14 protein-coding genes are annotated in these 16,668 nt (G+C 75.0%); 7 read left to right on the top strand and 7 right to left on the bottom strand.

The window, feature by feature from the left end; all coding sequences use genetic code 11:
• Window positions 1-3 precede the first annotated feature (3 nt).
• Window positions 4-999 carry a biotin synthase BioB gene (gene bioB / locus FHX32_RS23430; protein WP_167187206.1) on the bottom strand — a complete coding sequence of 332 codons (996 nt, stop codon included), beginning with the start codon at window positions 997-999 and terminating at the stop codon, window positions 4-6.
• 168 nt (window positions 1,000-1,167) lie between these two features.
• On the opposite strand from bioB, the gene FHX32_RS23425 reads away from it, so the two are divergent.
• The 4 genes from FHX32_RS23425 to FHX32_RS23410 all read left to right on the top strand — a co-directional run bounded on the left by FHX32_RS23425 (window position 1,168) and on the right by FHX32_RS23410 (window position 5,578).
• Window positions 1,168-2,304 carry an 8-amino-7-oxononanoate synthase gene (locus tag FHX32_RS23425; protein ID WP_167189149.1) on the top strand — a complete coding sequence of 379 codons (1,137 nt, stop codon included), beginning with the start codon at window positions 1,168-1,170 and terminating at the stop codon, window positions 2,302-2,304.
• A gap of 173 nt (window positions 2,305-2,477) precedes the next feature.
• Complete coding sequence (bioD, locus tag FHX32_RS23420) at window positions 2,478-3,206, top strand: dethiobiotin synthase (protein WP_167187203.1); 729 nt, start codon at window positions 2,478-2,480, stop codon at window positions 3,204-3,206.
• Window positions 3,207-3,260: 54 nt separating this feature from the next.
• Window positions 3,261-4,898 (top strand): sensor histidine kinase, encoded by a 1,638-nt coding sequence (locus FHX32_RS23415; protein WP_486481284.1) that lies wholly within the window; start codon window positions 3,261-3,263, stop codon window positions 4,896-4,898.
• Entirely contained in the window at window positions 4,895-5,578 is a 684-nt protein-coding gene (locus FHX32_RS23410; protein ID WP_167187197.1) for a response regulator transcription factor, read from the top strand. Before FHX32_RS23415 ends, FHX32_RS23410 begins: the two co-directional genes overlap by 4 nt.
• Window positions 5,579-5,597: 19 nt before the next feature.
• Here the strand turns inward: FHX32_RS23410 and FHX32_RS23405 are convergent, their stop codons facing one another.
• From FHX32_RS23405 to FHX32_RS23395, 3 genes are all read right to left on the bottom strand, one after another.
• Window positions 5,598-6,350, bottom strand: coding sequence for an ABC transporter permease subunit (locus FHX32_RS23405; protein WP_167187195.1), 753 nt, complete (start codon window positions 6,348-6,350; stop codon window positions 5,598-5,600).
• Window positions 6,347-7,279: an ATP-binding cassette domain-containing protein gene (locus FHX32_RS23400; protein WP_167187192.1), complete on the bottom strand. Its 933-nt coding sequence runs from the start codon at window positions 7,277-7,279 to the stop codon at window positions 6,347-6,349. Before FHX32_RS23400 ends, FHX32_RS23405 begins: the two co-directional genes overlap by 4 nt.
• Before the next feature lie 437 nt (window positions 7,280-7,716).
• Complete coding sequence (locus tag FHX32_RS23395; RefSeq protein WP_167187189.1) at window positions 7,717-8,391, bottom strand: hypothetical protein; 675 nt, start codon at window positions 8,389-8,391, stop codon at window positions 7,717-7,719.
• A 149-nt stretch (window positions 8,392-8,540) separates the two neighbouring features.
• Between FHX32_RS23395 and FHX32_RS23390 the strand changes: the two genes are divergently transcribed.
• Window positions 8,541-9,713 (top strand): histidine kinase, encoded by a 1,173-nt coding sequence (locus tag FHX32_RS23390; RefSeq protein WP_167187186.1) that lies wholly within the window; start codon window positions 8,541-8,543, stop codon window positions 9,711-9,713.
• Between the two features lie 11 nt (window positions 9,714-9,724).
• Window positions 9,725-10,399, top strand: a complete 675-nt coding sequence (locus FHX32_RS23385; protein ID WP_167189147.1) for a response regulator transcription factor — start codon at window positions 9,725-9,727, stop codon at window positions 10,397-10,399.
• 274 nt (window positions 10,400-10,673) lie between these two features.
• Here the strand turns inward: FHX32_RS23385 and FHX32_RS23380 are convergent, their stop codons facing one another.
• Entirely contained in the window at window positions 10,674-11,837 is a 1,164-nt protein-coding gene (locus FHX32_RS23380; protein ID WP_167187183.1) for a cytochrome P450, read from the bottom strand.
• 9 nt (window positions 11,838-11,846) lie between these two features.
• Window positions 11,847-12,515, bottom strand: a complete 669-nt coding sequence (locus tag FHX32_RS23375; RefSeq protein ID WP_167187180.1) for a 50S ribosomal protein L11 methyltransferase — start codon at window positions 12,513-12,515, stop codon at window positions 11,847-11,849.
• Between the two features lie 185 nt (window positions 12,516-12,700).
• Between FHX32_RS23375 and FHX32_RS23370 the strand changes: the two genes are divergently transcribed.
• Window positions 12,701-13,510: a hypothetical protein gene (locus FHX32_RS23370; RefSeq protein ID WP_167189145.1), complete on the top strand. Its 810-nt coding sequence runs from the start codon at window positions 12,701-12,703 to the stop codon at window positions 13,508-13,510.
• A 128-nt stretch (window positions 13,511-13,638) separates the two neighbouring features.
• On the opposite strand, the gene FHX32_RS23365 is transcribed toward FHX32_RS23370, so the two are convergent.
• A complete protein-coding gene (locus tag FHX32_RS23365) occupies window positions 13,639-16,569 on the bottom strand; it encodes a M36 family metallopeptidase (protein WP_167187176.1) in 2,931 nt (976 codons plus the stop codon).
• Window positions 16,570-16,668 lie beyond the last annotated feature (99 nt).

Here is a 16,668-nt window from a genome sequence, read left to right as displayed (position 1 = left end):
CCCTCACAGCGTCGCGGAGAGCGCCTTGACCGGCATCTTCAGGTCGTCCAGCAGTGCCAGGTCCTCGGTGGCCGGCCGGCCCAGGGTGGTCAGGTAGTTGCCGACGATCACCGCGTTGATGCCGCCGAGCAGGCCGTCGCGGGTGCCCAGGTCGCCCAGGGTGATCTCCCGGCCGCCGGCGTACCGCAGGATGGTGCGCGGCATGGCCAGCCGGAACGCGGCGATGGCCCGCAGCGCGTCCTTGCCCTCGACCACCGGCCGGTCGCCCAGCGGGGTGCCCGGCCGCGGGTTGAGGAAGTTCAGCGGCACCTCGTGCGGGTCCAGCTCGGCGAGCTGCGCGGCGAACTCGGCCCGCTGCTCCACCGTCTCGCCGAGGCCGAGGATGCCGCCGCAGCAGACCTCCATGCCGGACTCGCGGACCATCCGCAGCGTCTCCCAGCGCTCCTCCCAGGAGTGCGTGGTGACCACGTTCGGGAAGTAGGAGCGGCAGGTCTCCAGGTTGTGGTTGTAGCGGTGCACGCCCATGTCGACCAGCTCGTCGACCTGCTCCTGGGTGAGCATGCCGAGCGAGGCGGCCACCTGGATGTCGACCTCGGCCCTGATGGCGGCGACACCCTCGCGCATCTGCTTCATCAGCCGGGCGTCCGGGCCGCGGACGGCGGCCACGATGCAGAACTCCGTCGCCCCGGTGGCCGCGGTCTGCTTCGCCGCCTCGACCAGGGACGGGATGTCCAGCCAGACTGACCGCACCGGCGAGGTGAACAGGCCGGACTGGGAGCAGAAGTGGCAGTCCTCGGGGCAGCCGCCGGTCTTCAGCGAGACGATCCCCTCGACCTCCACCTCCGGGCCGCACCAGCGCATCCGCACCTCGTGGGCGAGCTGGAGGGCGGCGGGCAGGTGCTCGTCGGGCAGGTTCAGCACGGCGAGGACGCCGGCCTCGTCGAGGCCGACACCGTTCTCCAGCACCTGGGTACGGGCCTGGTCGAGGATCTCTGGCATGGTTCGTACCCTACAAGCCCGCCGGATCGACAGGAACGGCCGCGCGGCCTGCGGTGACGAGGCGACGCCGGCCGGGGTGGAAGCGTCGGGCCCCGGGTCACGGATGGTAATTTCGCCCGGCGGCCGTGCTCGGCGACGGCGGCCGCGACCGGCGGTGTGGGGGTGACGGTGGCGGACTGGCTGGCGGCGCTGCACCGCCGCGCCGAGCTGCGGGCGAAGGCGGGGCTGACCCGCCGGCTGCGGCCCCGCGCGGCCGGCGACGCCGTGGTCGACCTGGCCGGCAACGACTACCTGGGCCTGGCGACCGACCCCGAGGTCACCGCCGCGGCCGGCGGGGCGCTGGCGGCGTACGGGCTGGGAGCCACCGGGTCGCGGCTGGTGCGCGGCTCCACCGACGCCCACCACGCGCTGGAGGACACCCTCGCCGACTGGCTCGGCACCGACCGGGCCCTGGTCTTCTCCTCCGGCTACCTGGCCAACCTCGGCGCGGTCCGGGCGCTCACGCAGCCCCGTACGCTGCTCGTCTCCGACGCGCACAACCACGCCTCGCTGATCGACGGCTGCCGGATCTCCGGCGCGGAGACCGTGGTGACCCCGCACAACGACGTGGCCGCGGTGGCCACCGCGCTGGAAGCCGCGCCCGGCCGGCCGGCGGTGGTGGTCACCGAGTCGGTCTTCTCCGTCGACGGCGACCTCGCCCCGCTGGCCGAGCTGCACGCGCTCGCCCGCCGGCACGGCGCGCTGCTGCTGGTCGACGACGCGCACGCGCTCGGCGTCCTCGGCCCGGCCGGGGCCGGCGGGGTGGCCGCCGCCGGGCTCGCCGGCCAGCCGGACGTGGTGGTCACCGCCACCCTGTCCAAGGCCCTCGGCGGCGCCGGCGGGGTGGTCGCCGGACCGGCCGAGTTCGTCCGACACCTGGTGGAGACCGGGCGCACCTTCATCTTCGACACCGCGTTGCCCCCGGCGGTCGCCGCCGGAGTGCACGCCGCCGTCACGCGGGCCCGGGCGGGCGACGGTCAGCGCGCCGAGATCGCCGAACGGGCCGCGCTGGCGGTGCGCCGGCTGCGTGCCGCCGGACTGCACGTCTCCGCACCGGACGCGGCGGTCGTCTCGGTGACCGCGCCCGGCCCGGAGGCCGCGACGGCCTGGGCGGCCGACTGCCGTGACCGCGGCGTCGCGGTCGGCTGCTTCCGACCGCCGTCGACCCCGGACAGCCGGTCCCGGCTGCGGCTCACCATCGGCGCCGGGGTGCCCCGGGCGGACTTCGAGCGGGCCCTGGAGGTCATTGTGGAGTGTGCACCGTGAGCGCGAGGAGTGAGCCGGGTTTGCGAGCCCCGCAGTCGCGAACCGAGGTGGCACCGTGAGCGCGAGGAGTGAGCCGGGTTTGCGAGCCCCGCAGTCGCGAACCGAGGTGGCACCGTGAGCGCGAGGAGTGAGCCGGGTTTGCGAGCCCCGCAGTCGCGAACCGAGGTGGGCGCATGACCGAGCCGTGGCGGGGGCCGGTGCTGGTCACCGGCACCGACACCGAGGTCGGCAAGACCGTGGTGACCGCGGCGATCGCGGCCGCCGCGCAGGCGGCCGGCCTGCGGGTCGCGGTGGTCAAGCCCGGCCAGACCGGTACGGCCGGCGGCGAGCCCGGCGACGTCGACCACGTGACCCGGCTGGCGGCCCCGCTGACCGGCCGCACCCTGGCCAGCTTCCCCGACCCGCTGGCCCCGCTGGCCGCCGCCCGGGTCGCCGAGCGGGAGCCGCTGGAGCTGTACAGCGCGGTCGACGCGGTCCGCGAGGAGGCCGACAAGCACGACCTGGTGCTGGTCGAGGGCGCCGGCGGGCTGCTGGTGCCGATGGGACTGCGCCCGTCGGGCGAGCCGTGGACGGTGGCCGACCTGGCCGTCTCGCTGGGCGCGCCGGCGGTGGTGGTGGCCCGGGCCGGGCTGGGCACGCTCAACCACACAGCGCTCACCCTGGAGGCGCTGGACCGCCGAGCGGTGCCGGCCGGGGTGGTCATCGGCGCCTGGCCCGCCGAGCCGGAGCTGGTGCACTGGGCCAACCTCACCGACCTGGTGCCGAACCTGCTCGGCGCGCTGCCCGCCGGCGCCGGCGCGATGGACCCCGGGGTGTTCCGGCGGTCCGCGCCGGGCTGGCTCACCCCGGCGCTCTACGGGGTGCTGGACGACTGGCGGGCCTGGGCCGAGGAGATCAGCTGAACACCTGACTTTCGTCGGTGCCCGCCCAGGGCGGCCGTGGGTAGCCTGGCCGCCGTGACGAGCTGGTGGGTGGCCCGGGTGGGCGACGGGCGGTGGTCGCGTGCCGATCACCGGCGGTGGGCCGGCGACGCGCTGTTGTGGCTGGTGACCGCCGCTCCGATCGGATACGCCGGGGTGACCCCGCCGCATTCCGGACGGGACACCGTGCTGACGGTCTGCGCGCTGCTCGTGCTCACCGCCGCGGTCGGGGTGAGCCGGCGCTGGCCGGTGGCCGCCCTGGTCATGGCGGTGCTCGGCTCGCTGCTGAACGGCAACTTCCTGTTCGCGATCCCGGTGTTCAGCTACCTGGCCGGGCGCCGTGGCGCCACCGCCACGCCGGCCGCCGTCGCCTTCGTCGCGCTCGCGGCCGGCGGCACCGTGCTCAACCTGGGGCTGCTCGGCGCCGGCGCGGCCACCTGGTTCCTGCTCGCCTCCGTGCTGCTCTTCGCCGGGGTGTTCCCCTGGCTGGTCGGCCGGTACCGGCGCCAGCAGCACGAGCTGACCGAGGCGGGCCGCCGGCACGCCGAGGCGTTGGTCCGGGAGGAGCGCGGTGCCGCCGAGCGGATCCGGCTGCGGGAGCGTGCCCGGATCGCCCAGGAGATGCACGACTCGCTCGGCCACGACCTCAGCCTGATCGCGTTGCGCGCCGCCGCCCTGGAGGTCGCCGCGGATCTCGACCCGCGGCACCGGATTGCCGCCGGGGAGCTGCGGGCCAGCGTCGCCACCGCCACCGAACGGCTGCACGAGATCATCGGGCTGCTCCGCGAGGCGGGCGGCGCCAGCTCCACCCGGCCGGCCGAGGAGAGCGTGGCGGAGCTGGTCGACGGCGCCCGGGAAGCCGGCATGGCGGTGAGGCTGGCGGCGATCCCCGACGCGGCCGAGCTGCCGGCGCGGGTCCGGCACGCCGCGCACCGGGTGGTCCGCGAGGCGCTGACCAACGCCGCCCGGTACGCCCCGGGCGCCGCGGTCACCGTGCGGCTCACCCGGGCCGGTGACCGGATCGAGGTGGCCGTGGTCAACGCGCCGCCGCCGGCCGGCCCGCTGCCCGGTCCGCCGTCGCACGGCAGCGGCCTGCTCGCGCTCGCCGAGCGGGTACGCCTCGCCGGCGGATCCCTCGACGCCGGCCCGCGGCCCGACGGCGGCTTCGCCGTACGCGCCGGGCTGCCGGTCACCGGCCCGACCGGGCTCGACGTGCCCGGGCGAGTGGACGAGCCGGCGCGGGTGGACCCGGGCCGGGCGGGCGGGTCGGTGGTGGGTCCGGCCGCCGGCGGCGACCGGACCGGGCGGGCGGAGCCGCCGGAGCGGCCGGCCGAGGCGGAGCGGCGGCTGCGCGACGCCCGGCGGCGGGTCCGGCGCAGCCTGCTGGCCGCATTCGGGGCGCCGGCCGGCCTCGCCCTGGTGCTCTCCCTCGTCTACTACCCGGTGGCGACCGCCGGGACGGTGCTGGACCAGGCCACCTTCGACGCGATGCGGATCGGCACGGTCCGGGCGGAGCTGACCGGGCTGCCCCGCCGCCAGCTCGACCGGCCCGCCGGCACCGACCCGGCCGGCTGCGAGTACTACACCGACGGAAACTTCCCATTGGCCCAGCCGACCTGGCGACTCTGCTTCGCCGACGGCCGGCTGGTCAGCAAGGAGCGGATCAACCAGTGAGCACCGACAGCACGCCGACCGGCCCGGTCCGGGTCGTCCTCGCCGACGACGAGGCGATGATCCGGGCCGGCGTCCGGGCCATCCTCGCCGCGGACCCGGAGATCGAGGTGGTGGCCGAGGCCGGCGACGGCCGGGCGGCGGTGGAACTGGTCCGGGCGCACCGGCCGAGCGTGGCCCTGCTGGACATCCGGATGCCGAAGCTGGACGGGCTCAGCGCCGCAGCGGAGATCCGCCGGCTGGTCCCGCAGACCGCCACGGTCATGCTGACCACCTTCGGCGAGGACGACCACGTCGCCCGGGCGCTCGGCCACGGCGCGAGCGGGTTCCTGCTCAAGGCCGGCGACCCGCGCGAGCTGATCGCCGGGGTGCGGGCGGTGGCCGACGGCGGGGCGTACCTGTCGCCGCGGGTGGCCCGCCGGGTGATCGAGCTGGGCGGCGGGCGGCTGGCCCGGCGCCCGGCCGCCCGGGACCGGCTGGCCGGGCTCACCGACCGGGAGCGGGAGGTCCTGGCGCTGGTCGGGGCCGGGCTGTCCAACGCCGAGATCGCCCGCCGGCTGCACCTGGTGGAGGGGACCGTGAAGAGCTACCTGACCAGCATCTTCACGCGGCTGGAGGTGCGCAACCGGGTGCAGGCGGCGATCCTCGCGTACGAGGCGGGGCTGGTCGAGCCGGCCGGCTGACCCGCCCCGCCCGCGCACGTCAGGCGTCCCGGCGGCGCAGCGCGACCCGGCCCAGGGCCAGCGCGGCGGCGGCCCACCCGGCGAGCAGCAGCAGCCCGACGGCCGCCGGGTAGGGGTCGCTGTCGCCGGCCAGGAAGTGCGCCCCGGCCACCCCCGGGAAGGCGTCGGCGATCCGGTTCAGCACCGCGATGTCCGGCTCCTGCAACGATAGCGGCACGATCATCAGGGTGGCGACCAGCACGGTCAGCGTGAGCACCGCGCTGCGCAGCGCCGCGGCCAGGCCCAGCGCGAGCACGCCGACCAGCGCCAGGTAGACCGCCACCGCCGCGACGTCGGCGAGCGTCTCCGCGGCCGGCGCGGTGCCCCACCGGCCCAGCACCGGCCGGGCCACCGCCGCGCCGACCGCGCCGAGCAGCAGGCCGAGCGCGAAGGTCACCGCCCCGGTCACCGCGGCCTTCGCCAGCAGTACGCGGCCGCGCGACGGGCTGCACTGCAGGGTGGTCCGGATGGTGCCGCTGGTGAACTCGCTGGTGATGATCAGCAGGCCGAGCGCCAGCACGGCGTACTGGGTCAGCTCGACCGAGCCGATCACGACGCTGCCGACGGTGACGACGCCGGCGTCGTCGGCCGGGTCGTCGTTGGTGTTCGCGTTGGCGGCGTAGATGGCGAGCTGGCCGGCGGTCGCGGCGGTGAGCAGCAGCCCGGCCAGCACCGTCCACCAGGTGGAGCGCACCGACCACAACTTGGTCCATTCGGCGGCGATCGTGTTCATCGGGTGGTCCCTCCGGTCGGCGTGCCGGCGTACTCGACGCCGCCGGCGGTCAGCTCCATGAAGGCCTGCTCCAGCGAGGCCCCGTGCGGGCTCAGCTCGTGTAGCCGGACCCCCAGCTCGTACGCCAGGTCGCCGATCCGGTCGGCGGTGGTGCCGGTGACGGTCAGCTCGTCCGGGCCGGCCGGGTCGACGGCGGCCCCGGTGGCGCTGAGCCGTTCGGCGAGCGCGGCCAGGCCGGCCGGGTGCGGGCTGCGCACCCGTACCGCGACCGCGCTGCCCGCGATCACCTCGTCGATCGGCGCGTCGGCGAGCAGCCGGCCCCGGCCGATGACCACCAGCCGGTCGGCGGTCAACTGCATCTCGCTCATCAGGTGGCTGGAGACGAAGACCGTCCGGCCCTCGCCGGCCAGCGACCGCATCAGCTGCCGGACCCAGCGCACCCCGTCCGGGTCGAGGCCGTTGACCGGCTCGTCGAACATCAGCACGGGCGGGTCGCCGAGCAGGGCGCCGGCGATGCCGAGCCGCTGCGCCATGCCGAGCGAGAGGGTCCGGCCGGGCTTGGCGGCGGCGCGGGCGTCCAGCCCGACGGTGCCGAGCACCTCGTCCACCCGGCGGACGGGCAGGCCGTTGCTGCGGGCCATCGCCAGCAGGTGGGCCCGGCCGGACCGGGCCGGGTGGATGGCCCGGGCGTCCAGCAGCGCGCCGACCTCGCGCAGCGGTCGGCGCAGCTCCCGGTAGGCCCGGCCGTCGATCAGCGCCCGCCCGGTGGTGGGCCGGTCCAGGCCGAGGATCATGCGCATGGTGGTGGACTTCCCCGCGCCGTTGGGGCCGAGGAACCCGGTGACCCGGCCGGGTGCGATGTCGACGGTCAGGTCGTCGACGGCCGTCGTCCGCCCGAACCGCTTGGTCAACCCACGTAGTGTGATCATGTGTCGACGCTAGGTGGCCGGCCCGGGCCGGCACCGCGCCCGAACGGCACCACCCGCCCCTCACTTTCGTCATGTACGTGCCGCCACCCGGTCATGATCGGTGGGGGCCGGCGGCGCGGGTCGCCGGTGACCGCGTACCGGGATCAGCCATGGCCCGGCGAGGAGCCGACGGCTATCTGCGAATCTTCGTCGGTACTTGGCGCGGTGCCGGGTGGCCGTGGATCGGCCGCGAGCGCGATCCGTGACGTTGTGTAACGATCGGCCGTTCAATGGCGAGCCGCTCGGTGTCCGCTTCTGGGCCGCGGTGGTAGGTCAATGGAACAGGTAGCCGGGAAGAGGGCGTCGATCTTGCGGGGTAGCAGCGACCGGACCTGGCCGATGAGCCGGACGTGCCGATCCCGCTCGCGCCAAGGCGCGAGCGGGATCGGTGACGCAGGTCAGCCGACGAGCTTCCCGGATGCCTCGACCTCGGCCTCGAGACGTGTGGCTGGACGGGCCAGCGTCCGCGCGACGAGCACGAACGGCGGCAGCAGGAGCAGGTTGGCCAGGGCGAACATGGGGGACATGCCGCCGGAGAGCAGTGTGATGGCCATCCACGCCGGTACACAGGCGAACGCCCACCATGGCACCAGGCCGGCGCGGGCGTGACCGAGCAGCACCAGCAGTGGGCCGAGGAGCAGGCCGAGGGCCATTCCGATCAGCGTCGCGTCCTCCATTCCGGTGCCGCCGACACCGTCGTACATGGCCAGGGCGACCTGGCTGGCCGAGCCGTAGTGGTGCGCCACCACCGCGTTGAGCTCGACGTAGCTGGCTTGGTGCATGGCCCATGACACAGCGCTGGCGACGGCGATGATGCCGGTGACGGTGGCCCACCGCTCGCGGGCCTGACGCAGGCTCTCGACGAGACCCACGATGGCGGCGACCCAGACGGGCGCTGTGACGAACACGAGCCAGCCGAACAGTTCCCATGTGCTGCGGGACTGCTGGATGCGGGCCAGCGCGGCTCCCGGATCGTCGGTGCCGCCGGCTTCAACGAGCAGCCGGGTGAACTCCGTGGCGGTGAACAGGATCGGTGCGGCCACCAGGCTGGCGGCTAGGGTTTTGCGGATCATCGTGCTTCCTCCGTCGGTCAGGGCGGGCCGGTACAGCGTCATCTGGCCGGCGCGGCGCGGCGTCCGCCCGCGGTGCCCGCTTGGTGCCCTGGCGTATCCGCGTCGTCCTCCCAGGGGTGGACGGCACTGGTATCTGCGCATGATCCGGCGTGGCAGCCGTGCTGCTAGCGTGCGGCTTTGTGCGGATACCCCGGACTGACATCGCGCTGGCCGCGGGGCTAGCGGCCGGTTCGCTGGTGTCGCTGCTGTCGGACGGCTCGGCGACGGTGACCCTGGTGGCGCAGCTGGTCGCCGCGTTGTCGCTGGCTTTTCGCCGGGTGAATCCGTTCGTGTCGACCCTGGGCACGCTGGCGGCCACCGTCATCACGCTGCTGATCACGGGGACGGGCCCGGGTGACGTCTTCTACCTGGCAATTTGGATCGTCGGCAGCTACGCCTCCGGGGCACATCTACCGTTTCGGCAGTCGCTGGCAGCGCTGGCGCTGTGGTGGGTGACCCTGATCGCCTCCGTGCAAAGTGACTTTAGCTGGGGTGACGTGGTCTTCATGGCCACCCTCACTCTCGGGGCATGGGCGCCGGGCGTCGCCGCGCGGCGCAGCGAGCGAGCACGCCGTGCCGCGGCCGAACTCGCCGAAGCCCGCGAGCGGGAGGCGAAGCAAGCGGTCGCCGATGAGCGTGCCCGGATCGCACGCGAGCTGCACGACATCGTCGCGCACGCGATCGGGATCATGGTCGTGCATGCGGGTGCGGCGCAGGAGCTGCTGGTGGAACGTCCAGCCCGTGCCCGCGAGGCCCTCGACACTGTGCAGCAGGCCGGCGAGGACGCGGTCACGGAGCTGCGCCGCATGCTCGGCCTGCTGCGGGCGGCCGATGAGTCGGCGACCGCCCCGCTGCCGCGGCTGGCTCAGCTCGATGCGTTGGTGGCCACGGCACGCGGCGCGGGCCTGGCGGTCGACGTCGAGCCGCAGGGTGATCTGGACGCGCTGCCGCCGGCAGTGGACCTGACGGCGTACCGGGTCCTGCAGGAGGCGTTGACCAACGCGATGAAGCATGCGCCCGGGGCATCAGTGCGCGTCGGCCTGCGGCGAACGGCACGGGAGCTGGAGGTGTCGGTTGTGAACACGCATGTGTCACTGGGTGGGCAGCGGGTGCCGGGGTCGGCGGTGGGCACCGGAAACGGCCTGATCGGACTGCGCGAGCGGGTCACCATCTTCGGCGGCCAGTTCGACGCCGGAGCCGACGAGACGGGCGGATTCCGGGTGCGCGCGACGATCCCGCTGCAATACCAACCACACCCGGTGGCAGCGGGGAGCCGCCGGTGACCGCCGGCGAGATGCCCGCAACCGGCGCGACTGCGCTGCGGGTCGTCATCGCCGATGACGAGGCGCTGTTCCGCAGCGGCCTGCGCCTGATGGTGGACGCTCAGCAGGATCTCACCGTGGTCGCCGAGGTCGCAAACGGCCGGGAAGCGGTCGACGTTGCGCAACGTGAACGCCCCGACGTGGTGCTGATGGACATCCAGATGCCGGTCCTGGACGGTATCGCGGCCACAACGGAGCTACGGCGGCGTGGGCTCCACACCAAGGTGCTGATCCTCACCACGTTCGACCTCGACAGGTACGTCTACGACGCCCTGCGGGCCGGGGCGAGCGGGTTCCTGCTCAAGAGCGCCCGACCTGCGCGCCTAATCGATGCGATACGCGCCGTCGCCGCTGGCGACGCGCTTCTGGACACGGCGCTGACCCGGCGGCTCATCGAGAAATGGGTGGCGCGTCCCCGCGCAGATGCCGCCGACCCGCGCCTGGCCACCCTGACCGACCGGGAACGCGAGGTGCTCACCCTCATCGGCCGCGGCCTGTCCAACACCGAGATCGCCGCGATGCTGCACCTCGGCGAATCGACCGTGAAGACACACGTCGGACGGACCCTGGCGAAGACAGGCAGCCGGGACCGCGTACAGGCCGTCATCCTCGCCTTCGAATGTGGGCTGGTGACGCCCGGACAATAGACAGATATCGGTTCCGCAGGCCGGCCCTCAGCTGACGGGCCGGTCGCGGCGGTGAGCCCCCGCATCGGCAGACCGCCACGTCAAGATGATGCTCGCGATGACAACTGACATGGAGCGTGATCGGGCCAACCTCCTGCGGCGATTGGAAATTCTGAAGCTGAGCTGGTTGATGTCGCAACTCGGATGATCTGGGCGATGAGGCGGCGGTGGCCGGCCTGCCCGCCCGCCTCGGTCTGGAGCCGGCAGCGCAGCGGTGAGGCACCGCCCGGTCCGGTCAGCCCCGGCGGATCACGAAGGCGTCGGGCATCCGGAAGGTGAGGTTGTCCGGGCACCAGGGCGGGCGGACCACCGTCGCCCCGGTCAGCAGCGGGGCCGCCTCGGTGACCACCACGGCCGCCTCCATCCGGGCCAGCTGGTCGCCGACGCAGCGGTGCGGGCCCGCGCCGAAGGCCAGGTGGCGGCGCGACCCGCGCTGGCCGGGGCGGAACTCGTCGGGGGCGTCCACGGTGTCCGGGTCCCGTCCGGCGCGGGCCAGCCAGAGCACGATGCTGCTGCCCGCCGGCACCGCCGTCCCGCCCAGCGTGGTGTCGGTCGCTGCCACCCGCCGCCAGGTGACGATCGGCGGCTCCAGCCGCAGCCCCTCCTCGACCACGTCGGCGACCCGCACCGCGCCGGCGCGCAGGCCGGCCAGCACGGCCGGCTCGCCGGCCAGCCGGTGCAGCAGCAGGGTGAGGAACTGCGAGGTGGTCTCCTGGCCGGCGACCAGCAGGAAGAACAGCGCGCCGACCACCGTGTCGGGCGGGTGGCCGGCGGCCCGCAGGTCGGCGGCGAGCCCGCCGCCGGTGGCCGCGAACTCCCGCAGCACCCGGTGGAACCGGCCCACCTCGGCGGCGAGGGCGAGCTGCCGGTCGGCGTCCAGCGGCGCCCAGAACAGCTCCAGCGCGGCCCGGGCGAACTCCTTCACCGCGCCGACCGGCGCGTCCGGCAGCTCCACCAGCCGGGCCAGCACCAGCAGCGGCAGGTCGGCGGCGAGCCGGGCGTAGAGGTCCACCGGTTCGCCGGCGTCCAGCTCGGCGGCGAGCGCCGCGACCCGACCGCGGACCAGGTCGGTCAGCCAGGGCCGCTGGGCGGCGACCCGGGTCGGGTGCAGCGCGTCGGCGACGACCGCCCGGATCGCCGGGTGGCTGGCGCCGGAGTTGTTGGCCAGCGTCGCCGGCAGCCGGAACCGGTGCCCGGCGAGCACCCGCAGCGCGGCCACCGGCATCGGCGTCACCGCGTCCAGGGCGTTGTCCGGCCGGTACGTGACCGGGTCGGTGAGCACCTGGCGGACCAGCGCGTGCCGGGTGACCACCAGATGCTCGACGCCGGTGTGGTCGGCGACCCGGGCGACGTCGGGCCAGGACGCGTCGGCGGCCTGCGCCCAGCTGCGGAACAGCACGCCGACACGCTAGCCGGCTGCCCCCGGCCGGCCGGGTCGCAGCTGCCACACCGTGGTGCGCTTCACCCGGACGCTCTCCAGCGCCTCCGGCACCGGCACGTCGTAGCTGGCCAGCTCGTCGAAGCGGTCCCGGGGCAGGAACGCCCGGCCCGGGTCGCCGACCAGCACCCGCGCCCCGGACCGGGCGGCCCGCAGCAGGAAGCGCAGCATCCGGTTGGCCATCGCCTCGCTGTAGAAGACGTCCCCGGCGAGCACCACCTCGGCGTCCCCGGCGTCGCCGTCCAGCACGTCGGCGAGTTCGGCGTCGACGCGTACCCCGTTGGCCTCGGCGTTGAGCGCGACCGCCGCGACGGCCAGCTCGTCGACCTCGACGGCGCGGACCGCGGCGGCGCCGGCCCGGGCGGCGGCGATCGCCACCAGCCCGGAGCCGGCGGCCAGGTCGAGCACCCGGCGGCCGGCGACCAGCTCCGGGTGGTCGGTGACGTAGCGGGCCAGCCCCTGCCCGCCGGCCCAGGCGAAGGCCCAGAACGGCGGCGGCTGAGCGCTGCGGAACTCGCCCTCGGTCAGCTCCCAGAGCCCGATCGGCTCGTCCGCCTGGTGCAGCCGCACCTCGGGGACGAAGGCGACCGGCGCGAGGCGGGCGTGCAGCCGGACGAAGGCGGCGGAGAGCTCGGACACCGGGTGATTCTCGCCCGGCCCGCCGACCCGGCGTGTCGCGGGGGAGGGGTGATCGGTTCACCACGCTCGGTGATATCCGCCCCCGCGCTTGGCGATCGGTGCGAACACACCCGTCTGGTCGCCGGCCCGGCGTGCTCCTAGCGTTGCCGGCAAGGAGGCGACCCGGGGAGGGCGGAGCGGTGACGATGCGCTGGTACGCGCTGCGGACCGGGGTGGTGCTGGCCTGCCTGAGCGGGATGGCGCTCGGCCCGGCCGCGCCCGCGCGGGCGGCGTTCGCCACCGAGTTGAGCGGCCTGCCCGACGAGTTCACCGCCGGGGACCGGGTGGCCACCGTCTCGGCGGTGGTCTCCCGGACCGACCCCGGCCGGTGCGTCAAGGTGCGCTGGTCGATGGTCCTCACCGTGCGCGGGATCCGGCTGGACCAGGTGAAGGTGGACCGGGTCGAGGAGACCGGCTCGTTCCCGCTGGAGATCCGGACCGACGGGGACGTGGCCCGGCTGACCGACCGGCAGTTGGACCCGGGCACGCTCTGCCCGGACCGGACGGTCACCGCCCGCTACCGGCTGGCCTTCGCCGAGGACGTCACCCGGGGGCGGGTCACCCTGGCGGCCGAGGCGTACGACGCGAACCTGCGCCTGCTGGCCCGGCAGACGGCCACCCGGTCGGTGGTGGGGCCGGACGCCCCGGCCACCCCGACCGAGCCGGCGCCGGAGAGCACGCCACCGGCACCGCCGAGCGAGCCGGCCGAGGAGACCGCGGCGGCTGAGCCGGCCGAGGAGCCGGTGGCCGAGGTGCCGCCGGCCGCGGGCCGGCCGGTCGCGCAGTCCGGCGGGTTCGGCGTGGTGCAGGCCGCGTTCCTGCTCGGCGGGCTGCTGCTCTTCCTCGGTGTCGGGCTGTTGCTGCGGCTGCGCCACCTGACCCGGACCGCCGCCGGGGACGGCGAGCCGGAATCGCTGGACCGGTGGGAGCGGCCCACCGGTCGGCGGCGGTGGTGACCGGCGGGCCGTGACCCGGCGGCGGGTGCCCGGCGGGGCCGTGACCCGGCGGGCTGTGACCTGCGGGCCGTGATGGGCGGCCGGTGTCCCGGGGCCGGCCGGCGCGTGCCGACCGGCCCCGGGCGGCGTCACTTCGAGAACGCCTGGAACTCGGCGATCCGCACCTGGTCGCGGGCCGGGCTGGCGGTCGCGCAGTCGGTGGTCGTGGCCGGATCGTCGTCCTGTTCACCGGCGTAGGCCGGGCCGCCGGTGCACTGGCTGGCCAGCACCTCCAGGCGCAGGTGGGTGGCGAGCGTGGTGGGCACCCGGAACTCGCGCAGGTTGATGTCCCGCACGTAGGCCCGGTACGCCCCACCCGGGAAGGCGTCCGCCGCGCTGGTGTAGATCCGCCGCCAGTTCGCCGGATCCGCGCAGTCGGTGGTCCCCGCGTTGCACGCCGACACCGCGAACGACCGCAGCGCGCTGAGCGAGTTCTGGCTGCCCGGGTCGGTGTCGCCGGTGATCGCCGGGCGCAGCATGGCGCTGACGTTCACCCGCTTCACCACCTGCGGCGCGTCCCCGGGCAGCGCCACGGTGACCTGCCGGCCGGCCACCCCGTCCAGCGAGGCCCAGTTGGTCGCCTCGGTGTCGTCGGCGATCCGGTCCAGGTTGACGCCGTCCCCGCTGATCGTCGCGCCGGACGCGGTGGACGCCAGGTTCCGGCTCATCCGCAGGTCGACGTAGCCCTCCTTGCCGGCTTTGGCGACCACGGTCAGCCGCTGGTGCCCGAAGCCGGGCGCGACGGCCAGCAACTGGTAGGTGCCGGGTACCAGCTCGATGGTGTCCGGCAGCGGGGTGGCCGGGTCGGTGTCGGCCACCGGCACCGCCCGCGCCTCGTACGCCCCGACGTACACCCGGATCGGCGCGTCGGCGCTGTCGCCCTTCGGCCGCAGGGTGAGCAGCGCGTTGTCCGCGTTCGGGGCGGCGAAGCTCGGCGTCGGATCGGTGTCGGAGGCGCCGTTGGTGGCGGCGTCCCGGCCCATCCCGGAGCGGGCGAACTCGGCCCAGATCAGGTCCTGGTTGGCGCCGCCGAAGCGGAGCAGGTCGGCGGTGAGCAGGTTGTCCCGCATGTCGAGCATGCTCACCTGGCTGGCGGCCTGCAGCAGGAACGAGTCGAAGACCAACTGCGACCAGCGCCGGTTGCCCGGGCACTGATCGACCGGCACCTTGCCCCGCGCGCAGTCGAGCTGGCGCTGCGGGGTGCCGACCCCGTACCGCTTCATCAGGGCGGCGCGGACCCGGAAGTTGGTGGCGCTCCAGATCTCGCCGTCCGCGTGCACCGCCGGACCGCCGGTGTTGTAGCCGACGTCGGAGTAGTTCAGCGGGCTGCGGCTGAAGTCGTGGTTGCGGATGCCGCTGACCAGGTTGCCGGTGACGTACCCGCCGGTGATGTACGGCGTCTCCCCCGGGGCGCGCAGCCCGTGCTGGAACAGGTACTCCGCGGCGAGCAGGTCGCTCCACGACTCACCCATCGAACCGCCCTGGTGCCCGCCGATTCCGCTGTTCGGGCCGGCGATCATGCGGTTGGTGATGGCGTGGGTGTACTCGTGCCCGATCACCGTCATGTCGTAGTCGCCGTCCACGCACGGCGGGTACGGGCCGCCGGCCTGCGGCTGCCACAGGTACATGTTGGTGGTCGGCGGCAGGCCGTCGCGCGGCGTGCCCTGGTTGGCGTTGTTCCGGTTGCCGCTCAGCGCGCCCTGCTGGGCGCGGCCCTGCTCGGCGTCCCCGCCCAGGCCGTCCGGGGTGAGGTTGACCGCCTGCAGGTTCCAGGTCGCCTCGGTGAAGCCGAGGTGCCAGGCCCAGTCGTGCATCCGGTTGTGCATGGCGAAGAGGTTCGCGATCGCCGCGTCGTCGTCGTTGCGCTGCGCGGAGGTGAACACCTCGGGGTTGCACCGGGCCTGGTGCCACTGGTCGGTGAACGGGTACTCGTAGCGGCGTTCCGGGCTCTGGGTGGCCGGGACGGCCGGGGTGCCGGCGCCCCAGGAGCGCACCGTGTTGGCCGAGTTGCCCCGCGAGGTGAGGGTCGGCGTGCCGGTGGCCGCGTCGACGTCCCACGGCTGGCCGGTGGCCGGGTCGCGGAACGCCGCCTGGCAGTCCGGGGCCGGGTCGCCGCACCAGCGCACCCGCGGGTCCACCCCGGGGCCGAGGTCGCGGGGCGGGGTGGCGGGGAAGACCGCCCAGCTCGGGTTGTCCGAGTCGTAGTCGACCAGGTCCTCGCGGACCAGCACCTGACCGGTGATCCCGTCGACGTAGGTGGTGTAGGCGGTCGGGTGGTCGGCGTCGGCGCCGATCAGGGTCACCTCGTACGCGTCCCGGGCCCCGTCCAGCGGGGTGGGCACGGCGACCCGGTGCACGGTGTGGCTGCGTACCCCGGCCGGCTCCAGGCCGGCGTCGGCCAGCGCGGCCGCGTACGCCTGTTCCTCGGTGAGGGTGGCCGGTGCCGGCGCCGTTGCGTCGCGGGCCAGCGAGGAGCTCACCGAGAGCACCTTGCCGTCCGCGACCGCGAGGGTGACCAGGCCGTCGTGTCCGGCCGGCAGGTCACCGAAGCGCTGCCGCAGGGTGACCACCGCGCCGGTGCCGACCGGGCGCACCAGCAGCCGGTCCATCGCGGCCACCTCGGCCGCGCCGAGGCCGAAGAGGTCCTGGTTGCCGGTCAGGTAGGCGCGGGCGGCCGCCTCCGGGTCGGCCGGCAGGCCGGTGGCGAGCGGGGCGTTGCCGGGGCCGAGCGCGTGCGGGGTGCCCAGCCGGTTCCACCGCACGTCCGGGTCGGCCTTGCGGGCCAGTCCGCGCTGGCGGGCGTCCGGGGCGGCGGTGCCGGCGCGGTTGTCCACGTCGGCGTGCTGGTGGCCCTCCGCGAACGGGCCGGAGCGCCGTTCCTGGGTGGCGCCGCCGCCGGCGGGCGCGGCGGTGCCGGGGCCGGCGGGAAGCAGGGCGGCGACCACCGCGGTCGCCGCCAGAACGGGGATGAGCCGGCGTCGGCGCCGGCTCATCCAGGGTGTCCACTCCGGTTGTGCCACGGGTCCTCCTCGTGGGAGCGGGATGGCCGGCACCTCGCCGGCCCGGCGCAGCGCGGTGACGCATGCGCATCTGTGGATATCAGCCGGTGACGGTGGCGA

The organism is Micromonospora sp. CNZ280 (assembly GCF_011759515.1).
This window is presented reverse-complemented; position numbering and strand designations above follow the sequence as displayed.

Coding starts and splice junctions, on each gene's coding strand:
- bioB (WP_167187206.1), bottom strand. CDS start 999: ATGCCAGAGATCCTCGACCAGGCCCGTACCCAGGTGCTGGAGAACGGT.
- FHX32_RS23370 (WP_167189145.1), top strand. CDS start 12,701: ATGCGCTGGTACGCGCTGCGGACCGGGGTGGTGCTGGCCTGCCTGAGC.
- FHX32_RS23405 (WP_167187195.1), bottom strand. CDS start 6,350: ATGAACACGATCGCCGCCGAATGGACCAAGTTGTGGTCGGTGCGCTCC.
- FHX32_RS23395 (WP_167187189.1), bottom strand. CDS start 8,391: ATGATCCGCAAAACCCTAGCCGCCAGCCTGGTGGCCGCACCGATCCTG.
- FHX32_RS23385 (WP_167189147.1), top strand. CDS start 9,725: ATGCCCGCAACCGGCGCGACTGCGCTGCGGGTCGTCATCGCCGATGAC.
- FHX32_RS23400 (WP_167187192.1), bottom strand. CDS start 7,279: ATGATCACACTACGTGGGTTGACCAAGCGGTTCGGGCGGACGACGGCC.
- bioD (WP_167187203.1), top strand. CDS start 2,478: ATGACCGAGCCGTGGCGGGGGCCGGTGCTGGTCACCGGCACCGACACC.